Origin of the sequence: Hymenobacter miniatus, from assembly GCF_016427455.1 — a bacterium.
In the GTDB taxonomy this organism is placed as follows: Bacteria; Bacteroidota; Bacteroidia; order Cytophagales; family Hymenobacteraceae; genus Hymenobacter; species Hymenobacter armeniacus.
The window spans coordinates 118510-132219 of sequence record NZ_JAELXR010000010.1; the positions used below are offsets into that span (position 1 = coordinate 118510).

Annotated in this window: 14 protein-coding genes; 6 read left to right on the top strand and 8 right to left on the bottom strand. The window is 61.6% G+C overall.

All coding sequences use genetic code 11. The features are described from left to right. Nucleotides 1-147: 147 nt before the first annotated feature. The 4 genes from JAO73_RS16180 (at nt 148) to JAO73_RS16195 (ending at nt 3184) form a co-directional block, all read left to right on the top strand. Nucleotides 148-1299, top strand: a complete 1152-nt coding sequence (locus JAO73_RS16180; RefSeq protein ID WP_198978184.1) for an arginase family protein — start codon at nt 148-150, stop codon at nt 1297-1299. Between the two features lie 122 nt (nt 1300-1421). Next, entirely contained in the window at nt 1422-1679 is a 258-nt protein-coding gene (locus tag JAO73_RS16185) for a cytochrome b5 domain-containing protein (protein WP_198978185.1), read from the top strand. A 9-nt stretch (nt 1680-1688) separates the two neighbouring features. After that, the gene (gene murQ, locus JAO73_RS16190) at nt 1689-2492 is read left to right on the top strand and encodes an N-acetylmuramic acid 6-phosphate etherase (protein ID WP_198978186.1); all 804 of its coding nucleotides are present in this window, start codon (nt 1689-1691) and stop codon (nt 2490-2492) included. Nucleotides 2493-2599: 107 nt separating this feature from the next. Further along, nucleotides 2600-3184 (top strand): hypothetical protein, encoded by a 585-nt coding sequence (locus JAO73_RS16195; protein WP_198978187.1) that lies wholly within the window; start codon nt 2600-2602, stop codon nt 3182-3184. A gap of 61 nt (nt 3185-3245) precedes the next feature. Here the strand turns inward: JAO73_RS16195 and JAO73_RS16200 are convergent, their stop codons facing one another. The 3 genes from JAO73_RS16200 to era form a co-directional block, all read right to left on the bottom strand. Continuing rightward, nucleotides 3246-3497, bottom strand: coding sequence for a hypothetical protein (locus JAO73_RS16200; protein ID WP_198978188.1), 252 nt, complete (start codon nt 3495-3497; stop codon nt 3246-3248). 175 nt (nt 3498-3672) lie between these two features. After that, a complete protein-coding gene (der, locus tag JAO73_RS16205; protein WP_198978189.1) occupies nt 3673-5001 on the bottom strand; it encodes a ribosome biogenesis GTPase Der in 1329 nt (442 codons plus the stop codon). A 200-nt stretch (nt 5002-5201) separates the two neighbouring features. After that, nucleotides 5202-6098, bottom strand: a complete 897-nt coding sequence (gene era, locus JAO73_RS16210; protein WP_198978190.1) for a GTPase Era — start codon at nt 6096-6098, stop codon at nt 5202-5204. Between the two features lie 230 nt (nt 6099-6328). Here era and hemH point away from each other — a divergent pair, with 230 nt between their 5' ends. Continuing rightward, nucleotides 6329-7372: a ferrochelatase gene (gene hemH, locus JAO73_RS16215; protein ID WP_198978191.1), complete on the top strand. Its 1044-nt coding sequence runs from the start codon at nt 6329-6331 to the stop codon at nt 7370-7372. Nucleotides 7373-7503: 131 nt separating this feature from the next. Continuing rightward, nucleotides 7504-8697 (top strand): T9SS type A sorting domain-containing protein, encoded by a 1194-nt coding sequence (locus JAO73_RS16220; protein ID WP_198978192.1) that lies wholly within the window; start codon nt 7504-7506, stop codon nt 8695-8697. Between the two features lie 12 nt (nt 8698-8709). Here JAO73_RS16220 and JAO73_RS16225 read toward each other — a convergent pair whose 3' ends face one another. The 5 genes from JAO73_RS16225 to glmM all read right to left on the bottom strand — a co-directional run bounded on the left by JAO73_RS16225 (nt 8710) and on the right by glmM (nt 13675). Further along, nucleotides 8710-9156, bottom strand: a complete 447-nt coding sequence (locus tag JAO73_RS16225) for a PRC-barrel domain-containing protein (RefSeq protein WP_198978193.1) — start codon at nt 9154-9156, stop codon at nt 8710-8712. An 11-nt stretch (nt 9157-9167) separates the two neighbouring features. Further along, on the bottom strand, nt 9168-9881 hold the full coding sequence (locus JAO73_RS16230; RefSeq protein WP_198978194.1) for a hypothetical protein: 714 nt from the start codon (nt 9879-9881) through the stop codon (nt 9168-9170). A 165-nt stretch (nt 9882-10046) separates the two neighbouring features. After that, nucleotides 10047-10778: a PA2169 family four-helix-bundle protein gene (locus JAO73_RS16235; RefSeq protein WP_198978195.1), complete on the bottom strand. Its 732-nt coding sequence runs from the start codon at nt 10776-10778 to the stop codon at nt 10047-10049. Nucleotides 10779-11000: 222 nt separating this feature from the next. After that, nucleotides 11001-12170, bottom strand: a complete 1170-nt coding sequence (locus JAO73_RS16240; protein ID WP_198978196.1) for a cysteine desulfurase family protein — start codon at nt 12168-12170, stop codon at nt 11001-11003. 107 nt (nt 12171-12277) lie between these two features. Beyond that, a complete protein-coding gene (gene glmM / locus JAO73_RS16245; RefSeq protein WP_198978197.1) occupies nt 12278-13675 on the bottom strand; it encodes a phosphoglucosamine mutase in 1398 nt (465 codons plus the stop codon). Nucleotides 13676-13710: the final 35 nt, after the last annotated feature.

Below are 13710 nucleotides of genomic sequence, written 5' to 3' on the forward strand. Positions count from 1 at the left end.
CTTTTTTCTCGGGCAAGCTAGGCCCCGGGGGCGCAACAGCACGGTTGGGCTTACGGGTAAAAACCAATCGAGCCGCAAAAACGGTCAAAAAACCACCGGCGCGGCCTTTTCCTGTGTAATTTTGGGCCGCTTGCTTTTCCGTCCCCAATGAACCTGGCCCTGTTTTTTGACCCTCTGCCGGAAACGCTGACCGCCGCTGCGCCCGCGCCCACCACGCTGGCCGCCTACGCCACCCGCTTCACCGAAACGTTTCCGGACTGGCGTGCCGCCGACCTGGCCCTCATCGGACTGGACGAATGGCGCGGCAGCGCCACCGGCCACCCCAGCCGCCACGGCGCCAACGAGGTGCGCCACCGCTTCTACAGCCTGCAGAAAGGCAGCGGCGCCGTGCGCCTCGTCGACCTGGGCAACCTGCGCCCCGGCCTCACCCTGGAAGACACCTACCAGCGCCTGCGCGAAATAATCGGGGCCCTAATTGAGGAAAACACGGTACCCATCCTGCTCGGCGGCAGCCACGACCTCGACTACGGCCAGTTCCTGGCCTACGAAACCCAGAACCGCGCCATCAGCTTCGCCATGGTCGACTCGCGGCCCGACATGGCCGAGCCCGGCCCCGGCACCGCGCCCGAAGACAGCCACCTGCGCCGCATGCTGGTGCACGAACCTAATTTCGTGTTCAGCCTGGCCCACTTGGGCCACCAGCAGTACCTCACGCCGCCCGAAGTGCTGGTGGCGCTGGAGAAGATGCACTTCGAAACCATGAGCGTGGGCGAGGTGCGGGCCGACCGACGCCTGTCGGAGCCGCTCATTCGGCAGGCCGATTTCATGAGCGTCGACATTGCCGCCATTCGCTGGCAGGACGCGCCGGGCTATTATCCGGCCTATCCCTTCGGCCTCGGCAACGAGGAAGCCACGCAGTTGTGCTGGTACGCGGGCCACAACGAGCAGCTCAGCTCCTTCGGCCTCTATGGCTACCGCACCGACCAGGACACCAACGGCATGGCCGCCGCCACGCTGGCCACCATGCTCTGGTATTTTGTGGAAGGCTTCTACCACCGCCGGCCCGAAACGGGCTTCGGCACCTTCCGCTTCCTCACCTACACCGTGGTGCTGCCCGGCAACCCCGATAAGCTGGTGTTCTACAAATCGCGCCGCGCCGACAAGTGGTGGATGGAAGTGGAGCGCTTGGGCGACAACGCCGTGAAGCGCGTGGTGCCCTGCACCTACGAAGACTACCTAAACGCCTCGCAAGGTGACTTGCCGCAGCGCTGGATTCGACTGCAGGCCTTGCTGAGCTAGGTTTTCTATGGTATGAAAAATACAGAACGTCATGAAGAGCGCAGCGAAGCATCTCGCCAGCGCAACTAATTACTTACTGCGAGCGAGATGCTTCGCTGCGCTCTTCATGACGTTCTTTAGCCTTGCCCGTTCAAGATAATTCGGTCGCCCTCCCTACCTACACCAAGCGCCAGCTGGCCCTGCGCAATGGGCAGGACCGCGACGAAATCTGGGTGGCCTACCAAGGTCGGATTTACGACGTGAGCCGCTCGCGTCTGTGGCGGCGCGGCAACCACTACGAGCACTGGGCCGGCCAGGACCTCACCGCCGAACTCGACCGTGATGCCCCGCACACGGCCAACGTATTTGATAATTTTCCCGTCATTGGGACCCTGATGTAACCCCGCGCCATGACCACCGAATCCCCGTCCGAATTCGACCACCTCGAAACCCTCTCCACGTCCGAGCTGCTGGCCGGCATGAACCGCCTCGACCACACCGTGCCCGACACCGTGGCCAAAGCCCTGCCCCAAATTGAGCGGCTGGTGGAGGCCATTGTGGCGCGGCTGGGCGCCGGTGGGCGGTTGTTTTACATCGGGGCGGGCACCAGCGGGCGGCTGGGCGTGGTGGATGCGTCGGAGTGTCCGCCCACGTTCGGCGTGCCGGCAAGCTTGGTGGTGGGCATCATGGCCGGCGGCGACGGCGCCATTCGCCAAGCCGTGGAAGGTGCCGAAGACGACGCCGAACAAGCCTGGATTGATTTGCAGCAGCACAACATCAACGCCAACGACGTGCTGGTGGGCATTGCCGCTTCGGGGCGCACGCCCTACGTCATTGGCGGGCTGAACCGGGCCCGGGAGGCGGGCCTGGCCACCGGCTGCGTGGTGTGCAACGCCGGCTCGGCCGTGGCCGCGGCAGCCGAGTTTCCGGTGGAAGTGGTGACGGGGCCGGAGTTCCTCACGGGCAGCACGCGCCTCAAAGCCGGCACGGCCCAGAAACTGGTGCTCAACATGCTCACCACCGCCACGTTCATTCGCCTGGGCCGCGTGAAGGGCAACAAGATGGTCGATATGCAGCTCTCGAACGAAAAGCTGGTGCACCGCGGCGAGAAAATGCTCATGGAAGAGTTGGGCATTGAAGAAGCCGAAGCCGTGCAGCTGCTGAAGCAGCACGGCGGCGTGCGCGCCGCGCTGGATGCCCGGGCAAAGCAGTAACACCACCTGCTTTGCCTTGTGGCTCACCGGCTTATTTTTTCGGCCGAACGATTCGGGCTTAATGGCGTTTCTAGGTAGGCACCGGCTACAGCCGGTGCTACTCCGCTATGCACACCATCGAGCCGTACTATAACTGGATTGACCAGTATTCCGCTTCCGAAGACCCCCGCTCGCCCCTCTTCGAAGCCGAGAACAGCCTGGAGGCGTACACCAACACCATCTACGGCTACTACATTCACCCGCAGTGGGATAGCCTGGGCTCCGACACGCTGTTTTTCAAAATCCTGTTTGCCGATTACGAGGACGGCATTGCCATTCTGGAGTTCATCGGCGAGTGGAACGACGCCATCGAGAATGACATCATGGAGCTCAAGCGCAACATCATCGATGTGCTGGTGCACGAGGGCATTCGCAAGTTCATTCTGGTGGGCGAGAACGTGTTCAACTTCCACGGCTCCGACGACGACTATTACGAGGAGTGGTACGAAGACGTAGAAGACGGCTGGATTGCGGGCGTGAACTTCCTGGAGCACGTGCAGCGCGAGATGAAGCAATACAACGTCGACAACTACATCAACTTCGGCGGGCAGCTCGACGACCTACCGTGGCGGACCTACGAACCGCGCCGGCTGTTTGAGGTAGTGGACCACGTGCTAAACCGCCGCCTGGGCGCTCCGGAAACCGACCTGTAAACACCACAAAAAAAGCCCCACCGTTTCCGGTGGGGCTTTTTTTGTGCCGTAAGGCGAAGTATTACTTCTTCACTTCTTCAGCGGGGGTTTCGGTAGCGGGGGCCATTTTGTCGGCACCGTCTTCCATTTTGTCAGCCTTGGCATCAGCCGAGTCACGTACGGCGTCAGCTTGGTTCTCCATGGCATCAGCTTTGGCTTCGCCAGCAGCTTCTACGTTGTCAGCAGCCTGCTCGGTAGCCTCTTCTTTCTTGCTTTCGCAAGCGGTGAACGAGAACGAAGCAGCAGCCAGGGCGAGGAACAATACTTTTTTCATCTGGGGTTGGGGTTAAAATGTGGGGTGAGATACAAGGCAATGGTTGAAGCGCTGCACCAGGCAATTCTTCAAATGTGCGGCTTTATACTCCGGCTTTGATTAGGTAACCCACTCATTCAAAAAATTTGCGAAGATTTTATGAACGAGCTTTTTCCCCGGTCCGCGGTTGGTCCACTTATTTCTTGCGGAACACAATGCCGATGGGCACGCCCTTGAAGTCGAAGTTCTCGCGCATGCGGTTTTCGAGGTAGCGCGTGTAGCTGGCCGTCACGTACTGCGGCAGGTTGCAGAAGAAGGCAAACACCGGGTTGTGGGTGGGCAGCTGCGTCACGTACTTGATGCGAACCATCTTGCCCTTCACGGCCGGCGGACCGTACCGCTCAATCTCCTTCAGCATCACGTCGTTGAGCTGCGAAGTCGGAATTTTGCGGCGCTTGTTGTGGTACACTTCGATGGCCGTTTCGATGGCCTTGTGCACGCGCTGCTTGTTGAGCACCGAAATGAAAATGACGGGCGGGTAGGCAATGGGCGCCAGCTTCTCCATGATTTTCGCCTCAAACTCCTTGGCGGTGTTGGTCTGCTTGTCCTCCACCAGGTCCCACTTGTTCACCAAAATGACGATGCCTTTGCGGTTTTTGTCGGCCAGGGTGATGATGTTCACGTCCTGGGCCTCGATGCCGCGGCTGGCGTCGAGCATCACGATGCACACGTCCGACTCTTCCAGCGCGCGCAGGCTGCGCATGTTGGCGTAAAACTCCACATCCTCGCTCACCTTGGCCTTGCGGCGCAAACCGGCCGTGTCGACGAGGATAAACTCGTTGCCGAAGGCATTGTAGCGGGCCGAAATCGAGTCGCGGGTGGTACCGGCGATGTCGGTCACGATGCTGCGGTCTTCGCCCAGCAGCAGGTTCACGAGGCTGGACTTGCCCACGTTGGGGCGGCCCACCACGGCAATGCGCGGAATCTCTGACTCGGGCTCTTCCTCGCCGGGGTCGTTGAAATGGCTCACCACCTGGTCGAGCAGTTCGCCGGTGCCGTGGCCGTTCTGGCTGCTAATGGCGAAGATTTCGCCGTCGCCGAGGCCCAGCGAATAAAACTCGCCGGCGCCGTGGGCGCGCAGGTTGGTGTCGGCCTTGTTGGCCACCAGGTAGATGGGCTTTTTGCCCAGGTAGCGGCGCAGCACCGAGGCAAACTCCTCGTCGAGGCCGTGCACGCCGGCTTCGGCGTCCACCATGAAGAGCACCACGTCGGCCTCTTCAATGGCCAGCTTCACCTGCTTGTTGATTTCGCCCTCGAAAATGTCTTCCGAATTATGCACGTAACCGCCCGTGTCAATCACGGTGAAGTTCTTGCCAATCCAGTCGCCGTAGCCGTAATGACGGTCGCGGGTCACGCCGCTCTCGTTGTCCATGATGGCCTTGCGCTGGCCCACGAGGCGGTTGAAAAGCGTGGATTTGCCCACGTTGGGCCGCCCCACGATGGCGATGGTGTTCTGCTTAGACATGTTGTGTGGCCCCAGCCGCCGACCCGACCTAGATTCGGCAGTGCCCGGGGTTATGTATGTTATAGATGGTCGGAATGTATTTTCTCTGTCATCCTGAGCGCAGCGAAGGACCTTCTCACGCCTGCGCCGTTTTGCTTTTGCCACAAGCAACTCAGGCGTGAGAAGGTCCTTCGCTGCGCTCAGGATGACAGACGAATTATTTATTGATATCCAAACCGGCTCAGCGCTTTCGCGTCGGTGCGCCAGTTCTCGTTCACTTTCACGTGCAGCTCCAGAAACACCTTTTTGAGGAAAAACTTCTCCATTTCCTCTCGCGCCCAGGTGCCTACTTTCTTCAGCGCCTCGCCGCCCTGGCCGATGACGATGCCCTTCTGGCTGCTCCGCTCCACGTAGATGATGCCGCGGATGCGGATAATGGCGTCTTCTTCCTTAAACTCTTCGATAACGACCTCGCAACTGTAGGGAATCTCCTTTTTATAGAGCTTGAAGATTTTCTCGCGCACCATTTCGGCGGCGAAAAAACGCTCGGGCTTGTCGGTCAGTTCGTCTTTGGGGTAGTAGGCGGGGTGAATGGGCAGGCGTTCGAGCACCATTTCCAGCACCCGTTCGGTGCCAAAGGCGTTGAGGGCCGAAATGGGCAGTACCTCGGCGGCGTTGGGCAACTGCTCTTTCCAGTAAGCCAATTTGGCCTCCACATCGGCCTGCTCAGCCTGGTCAATCTTGTTGACGAGCAAGATGATGGGCGTGTCCACCATCTTACGCAGGCGCTCTACCACGGGCTCTTCGTCGTGTTTCTCGTAGATATCGGTCACAAACAGTACCACGTCAGCGTCTTCGAGCGACGAGTACACGAACGACATCATGGCGTTGTGCAGCTCGTACTTGGGCTGAATGATGCCGGGCGTATCGGAATAAATCAGCTGAAAATCATCGCCGTTGAGGATGCCCAGGATGCGGTGGCGCGTGGTCTGGGCCTTGCTCGTGACGATGCTAAGCCGCTCGCCCACCAGCGCGTTCATGAGCGTGGACTTGCCCACGTTGGGCTTGCCAATGATGCTCACAAAGCCGGCGCGGTGGGGTTTGGTTTCGGGATTCACGATGGATGGGTTTGATAATCAGGGCCGCAAAGGTACGGCTTTCCGGGCGCAAAAGCTAGACCTGGCCGCAAATCGGCCATTACGGGTCGTCTCCGAAACCATGCCCGCGGCCGGCTGTTTGCTGGGCAGGCACGTGTAGCGTAGACTCTGCGAGTCCGTGACCAGGCACCATTCGCTCGCGGACTAAAAGTCCGCGCTACACTCCGCCACAGTTCCGACCTTTGCCCCCCATGAATTCCACTACTTCGCCCAACGCCCGCATTGGCGTGCTGCTCGTCAACCTCGGCACGCCCGACTCGCCCAATACGCCCGACGTGCGTCGCTACCTCAACGAATTCCTCACCGACGGCCGCGTGGTCGACATGCCGGCCGCCATTCGCTACCCGCTGTTTCAGGGGCTGGTAGTGCCGCTGCGGGCGCCCAAGTCGGCCAAGATTTACAAGGAACTCTGGACTGAGCGGGGCTCGCCCCTGCTCTTCCACGGCCTCGACTTGCAACAGAAAGTGCAGGCCGAACTGGGCGAGCGCTACGTGGTGGCCTTCGGCATGCGCTACCAGAAGCCCAGCATCGAGAAGGCGCTGGAGGAACTGCGCGCGGCCGAGGTAGAGCGCATCATTGTGCTGCCGTTGTTTCCGCAGTATGCGTCGGCCAGCACGGGCTCGGTGCAGGAGAAGGTGATGGACATCGTGAAAGACTGGTGGGTGGTGCCCAGCATCAGCTTCATCAGCCAGTTTGCTACCGACCCCGGCTTCATTGCCACCATCGTGGCGCGGGGCCGGGCCGAAATGGCCAAGCACGACTACGACCACATCGTGTTCAGCTACCACGGCATTCCAGAGCGCCACGTCAAGAAAGGCGACCCCACCAACTATTGCCGCTTCGGCAGCTGCTGCGACACGCTCACGCCACAGAACCAATATTGCTACCGCGCCCAGTGCTTCGCCACGTCGCGCCTGGTGGCCGAAGGCCTGGGCATTGGCCCCGAGCAATACACGGTGGCTTTCCAGAGCCGCCTGCAAAGCCGCCTGCGCGACCCCTGGCTGCAGCCCTACACCGACGAAGTGCTGAAGGAATACCCCGCCAAGGGCATTCACAACGTATTGGCCTTCTCCCCTGCCTTCGTGGCCGACTGCCTCGAAACCACCATCGAGGTGGGCGAAGAATTCAAGGAAATGTTTGAGGAGGCAGGCGGCAAGCACTGGCAGCTGGTGCCCTCGCTGAATTCGGAGCCGCAATGGGTAGAGGCCGTGGCCGAGATGATTCGGCGGAATTAGCACACCCGCAAACGCATGTCGGTGAAGGCCCTGTTGAGCATAGTTCGGCAGGGCCTTCTCGCATATTTATATTTCCATCAACCGCATTTGCTGTAACTTCGAGGTTTCGTCCCCCGCAATTTCCCACCCAAATGCGCTTTTGCTACGCGTTATCCTTTGTTCTTAGCTTAGCAGCCAGCACCCAGGCCCGAGCCCAGCAAGCTGTCAAAATCCTATTTGATGCCACAAAAGCTCAAACGGCCGGCAACGCCGACTGGGTGATTGATGCCGACGTGGCAGGCAGCGCTCAGCGCCTGCCCACGCCCGCTCAAAGCACCATCTCGGCCAGCACGCCCGAAGGATTCTGGACGGGTGCCATCTCGTCGTGGGGCATCGCATTGGTGAAGCGCGGCTACCAAGTTGAGACTCTACCCAGCAGCGGCCGCATCACCTACGGCGACGCCAGCAATGCCCAGGACCTGCGCAACTACGCGGCTTACATTGTGGACGAGCCCAACACGCGCTACACCGCGGCCGAGAAAACGGCCATTCTGAACTACGTGCGTAATGGCGGGGGCCTGTTCATGATTTCGGACCACACCATTTCGGACCGCAACGGCGACGGTTGGGATTCGCCGGCTATCTGGAACGACCTGATGAGTTCGGCCAGCCCCGCCAACCCCTTCGGCATCACCTTCGACTTGAACAACCTCACCTTCACCAGCGGCGTGGGCGCGGCGGCGGCCCCGGCCGACTCGCTGCTACACGGCCCCGCCGGCAACCCCGTGGCCATGGAATACCACAACGGCGCCAGCCTCACGCTGAGCCCGGCGGCCAATGCCAGCGTGCACGGCGCCCTGTTCCGGCCCGGCGCGGCCACTACCGGCACCACCGGCGCCCTGGTGGCGTGGGCTCGCTACGGCCGGGGCCGCGTGGCCGCCCTCGGCGATTCGTCGCCGCCCGACGACGGCACCGGCGCCCCTGGCAATAACCTTTACGACGGCTGGGCCGCGGAGGCCAACGGCGACCACGCCCGTATTCTGCTCAACGCCACCATCTGGCTGGCTACGCCCAATCGCATCGTCAGCGCCGCGCGCCGTGCCACTGAGGCCGATTTCAGCATCTACCCCAATCCCTTCGCCGACGCCTTTTTCATCAGCGGCAACGTGCTGCCCACGGCAATTCGCTGCCAGGACATGCTCGGCCAGCCCGTGGCCATTACCAGCACACCGGCCGGCGCGGGCGCCCTGCGCATAGAAGCGGCTGGCCTGGCGCCGGGCATCTACGTGCTCAGCTTGCGCCTGCCCGACGGGCAGGTGCTTACGCGCCAGATTGCGCGGCAGTAGCAGGCGGACGAATCACGACGCCCGGCGGCTGTAGAAGCTGTCGGTATCGAACGATTCCTGCTCGTAGAAGCGAGGATTGGCGGTGGGCTCCTTGCCCAGCGCGCGCAGCATGGCTTCCTCGTATTCGCGGGTAATCTGAATTTCGATGTAGGGCGGATAGTTCAGCACCGACTCGGCATTGAGCGCCGGCACAAACACGTTGTCGCCTTCTTCATCGAGCGAAGCAGCCCCGATGGGCAGCAGGATGTGGTTTTCGTGCTCGTTGATGTGGAAACGCGAGTCCAGCTCCACGTCGAGGTAGCGCACATTCATGGCGTCGGGGTCCACAATCAGCTCAAATACAGTGCCCAGGGCCTGGCCATCGTTGCCGCGCACGGTCCATCCGCGCACGTCGGGGTTGTCGTCAGCTACTTCAAAATCGGTGAGGTCGCGCAGGCGACGCAGCACGGGGGTTTCCATGGCTTGATTCGTTAATTCAGGGTGTGTTGGGTGGGTTCGCTCAGGGCGCGCACGATATCGGCCGCTTTGGTCAGGAACTGCTGGGTTTGCTGCTGGTCGGCGGCCGTGGCACTGCGGCCCGACAGCTGGTCCGCCAGCCGCGTCAGCTCGGCGGCCTGGCTTTCCAGCTCAGGGTAGGCTTTCTGCTGCATGGCCCTGATGAGGGAAGCCGCCGCCACAAAGCCCGGCCGGAGGCTGACCTTGGGGTCGCCCAGGCGGTCGGTGGCGCTGGTCAGATTGTCGCGCTGCTCCGTGATGGTGGGGTCGCGCAGGTCGTCGCGGTCGGTGAGCGACACAAGCACGCCGGTGAGCTTTTGCAGGCCGTTGCGGGCGTAGCCGGGCGCGGCCGGGTCGGTGGCAGCCTGGGCGGCCAGCGAGGCCGCGGTTTCGGTGCTGGCTTCTTCGGCGGTGGTAGTGCCACCGGGCCCGGCGGGGTTGTGCGACTGGCGGAACGTGTGCCCGGCTGCGGTATCGGCGGGGGCCGGCGCGGCAGTGTCGGCAGTTGCCGAGGCTGTTGTATCGGTCGCAGCGCCCGCTACGCCGGTATTGGCAGGCGGGGCGGGCTCGTCGGCGGGGTCGGGCCGGAGGAAAAAGTAAGCGGCTACCGCCACGGCAGCCACCGCCAGCAGCACCAGAATCCAGGGGCTGGGCGACGCTTTCTTGCGTTGAATGTTGATATCAGCCATGCTGAAGTAAAAAGCTAAAAAACCATCTTCCTGTACGCTAATGTACCCGGGCGGTTTTTATCAACCCACAGGACGTCCAGGCCACCTCGCAAATTCCACCTTTAGCCACAAAAAATCCGGCCGCGCGGGTGCACGGCCGGATTTCAACGTTGTCGTCTTCCGCACCTACCGCGTGGTAGCGTCCATGCGCTTCAGCTCGCCGTAGGTTTTCTTCGACTGCGCATACTGGTGTTCCACGGCCCGACGCATGGGGCCGGTGAGGGTGCCGTCGTTGAGGGCTTCTTCGTAGGCCTTCAGGGCCCATTCCTCGCCGTAGATGTTCGAGCCGATGATGGAGCTTTCGTCGCGGCCGGTCACGGCGGCCTTGGCATCCATGAAGGCGCGGTAGAGCTTGCCTTTCAGGGTGGTGCTGTTCTGGCGGCCGGCGCCCTCCTGGTCGAGGTAGGCATTCAGCTGGTTGGCAAATTGCTGGCTTTGGCTCACTAGCTGCAGGTAGTAGCTGCGATGTTGGGTGTCCTGGCTTTCGTCGGCGGCACGGCGGTAGCCCTCAATGCGGTCATTCACAAAGTACAGCAACTCGTTGATGGTAGCGGCTTGGGCGCGCTTGGCGCTGCTGCCGCGGCGGGCCAGGTAAGTGGCCCCAGCTACTAACAAGGCGCCGCCTACCACTTTCTGGGTAGTACTCAGCTTGTTGAAACCAGTAGTGGCGGTGTTGCCCACGTTTTTCAGCGAGGCCGGCACCTTGTTCAGCAGTTCCTTGGCATTGCTGTCTTTGAGCCACTGCTGGGCTTTGGTCAGCAGGGCTTCGGCGGCGTTGCCGTTAGGGGTCGCGCTGGCATTGTCGGTAGCGGGCGTGGCCGTCGGGGTAGCTTCGGAGGAGGCGTTAGTCGGTTGCATTAGTGGTTGTGCTTGGAATAGAAAGGTGTAACAATCAATCCTGCCTACGCCCAAACCCCCGTTGGCGTTCGATTGAACACGCCCTTCCCTACCAAGACCAGCCCACTCCTACCTTTCGATAACCTCCGCTCAGCGCGGCATGCAACTACCTGACGCCGACCTCAGGCCCACTTCGTTCTAGGCAAGCCCCCAATCGTGCTGCCTTCGCTGATTTATTATTTTCTACACCGCTACCGGCCGGTAGAGCTTGGCCAGCGCCTCCACGGCGTAGTCTACTTCGGCCGCGGTGTTCATCTTGCTCATCGAGAAGCGCACCGTGGCCCGGTCGGGGTCGCAGCCCAGCGCTTCCAGCACGTGAGAGCCCGCCTGGGCGCCGCTGGTACAGGCCGAGCCGCCCGAGGCCGCCACTTTGTTGATGTCAAGGTTGAACAACAGCATCTCGTTGATGGCCGACGGCGGCAAACTCACGCTCAGCACCGTGTAAAGGCTCTTATCGGCGTGCTCCGAGAGGCCATTGAACTGCACGTCGTCAATCTCGGCCCGCAGCTTTTCGATGAAACGGGTTTTCAAGCCCTGCACGTGGGCCTGGTGGTCGGCCAGGTCGCGCACCGCAATTTCCAAGGCCTTGGCCAAGCCCACGATGCCGTACACGTTTTCGGTGCCCGAGCGCACGTTGCGCTCCTGCGAGCCCCCGTGAATGAGCGGGCTCACCTGCAGGCCGCTGCGGGTATAAATGAACCCCACGCCTTTCGGCCCGTGAAATTTGTGCGCCGAACCCACCAAGAAGTGGTTTTTCAGCTGCTGCACGTCGTGCCGGTAGTGGCCCATGGTCTGCACCGTATCGGTGTGGAACACGGCGTCGTAGCGCGCACAAATTTCGCCAATGGCCTCAATGTCATTGAGGTTGCCAATTTCGTTGTTGGCGTGCATCAGGCTCACAAAAGTGCGCGACTGCCCCGCCAGCAGTTCTTCTAGGTGGCCCAAATCCAGCGCGCCCTGGGCGTCGTGCTTCACGTAGTGCAGCTCAATTTCGCCCAGCTTGGCCAGCGCCTGCAGCGGGTGCAGCACGGCGTGGTGTTCCAATTTGGAAGTAATGGCGTGCTTCAGGCCCAGCGTGCGAATGCTGCCAAAGGCCGCGTAGTTGTCGGCCTCGGTGCCGCCGCTGGTGAAAATGATTTCCGACGGGGCCGCGTTCAGCAAATGGGCCACCGTCTTGCGGGCGTTTTCGATGGCCGCGCGCACCTGCCGGCCGGGCCCGTGCAGGCTGCTCGGGTTGCCGTAGTGGTTGCGCAGGAAAGGCAACATGGCCTCCAGCACCTCCGGGTCGAGGGGCGTGGTGGCGGCGTTGTCGAAGTAAACGAAGGCGGGGGCGGACGGGGTGGTTGGGGTCATGGGGTGAAGAAAGACGGGTTGACCGGGCGTGGGTGCGCCCGGCCAACCCGGTTGTCAATGCACAAACCTCGGACTTTTAGCCGAAAGCAACCGCCCAGCGCTCAGCCTTATGCCTTCACGGCAATAATCTCCTTGATATCGCCAATGATTTTCTGGGCCAGGTAGTCGGCCGTGGCGTTGGTTTCCGACTCGGCGTAGATGCGAATAATGGGCTCGGTGTTGGACTTGCGCAAGTGCACCCATTCCTTGTCGAACTCAATCTTCACGCCGTCGATGGTGTTCACCGGCTGCTTGGCGTAGCGCTTCTGCATCTGCACCAGCACGTTGTCCGTGTCAATTTCCGGCGTAAGCTCAATTTTGTTCTTCGAGATGAAGTAGCCGGGGTAGGTGTTGCGCAGGCGGCTCACCGTAAGACCCGACTTGGCCAGGTGCGTCAGAAACAAGGCAATGCCCACCAAGGCGTCGCGGCCGTAGTGCAGCTCAGGGTAAATGATGCCGCCGTTGCCCTCGCCGCCAATCACGGCGTTGGTTTCCTTCATCTTGGTCACCACGTTCACCTCGCCCACCGCGGCGGCGGCGTAGCTGCAACCGGCTTTTTCGGTCACGTCGCGCAGGGCGCGGGTGCTGCTCAGGTTGCTCACGGTGTTGCCGCCGCCCAAGGACTTCAGCACGTAGTCGGCCACGGCCACCAGCGTGTACTCTTCGCCAAACATCTCGCCGTTTTCGCTCACCAGGGCCAGGCGGTCCACGTCGGGGTCTACCACGATGCCGAGGTCGAAACCGCCTTTTTCCAGCACCTTGGCAATGTCGCGCAGGTGCTCGGGCAGGGGTTCGGGGTTGTGGGCAAAGTCGCCGGTAGGCTCGCAGTGCAGCTTCTCAATGGTGGTCACGCCCAGCGCTTCCAGCAGCTGCGGCACGGCAAAGCCGCCCGAGGAGTTCACGGCATCCACCACCACCCGGAAGTTGCGGGCCTTGATGGCTTCCACGTCCACCAGCGGCAGGGCCAGAATGGCCTTGATGTGCTTTTTGAGGAAGGTATTGTCGGTGGTGTACTGGCCCAGCTTGGTCACGGGCGCGAAGTCGAAGCCTTCGCTTTCGGCCAGGGCCAGCACCTGCTGCCCGTCGGTGTCGGAAATGAATTCACCTTTGGCGTTGAGCAGCTTCAGAGCGTTCCACTGCTTGGGGTTGTGCGAGGCCGTGAGGATGATGCCCCCGGCCGCGCTCTTGGCGGGCACGGCCATCTCTACGGTGGGCGTGGTGCTCAGGCCGAGGTCGCACACGTCGAGGCCAAGGCCCTGCAGGGTCGCGGCCACGAGGCGGCTCACCATGTCGCCGGAGAGGCGGGCGTCGCGGCCAATGACGATGAGCTTGCTATCAGTGGCCTGGGTTTTTACCCACGTGCCGTAGGCGGCGGCATACTTTACCACGTCGAGGGGGGTCAGGCCTTGCCCAACCGGGCCCCCGATGGTGCCGCGAATGCCGGATATTGATTTTATGAGAGTCACGCAGTAGATTTTTTGAAAGACCAAAATTAGGCATG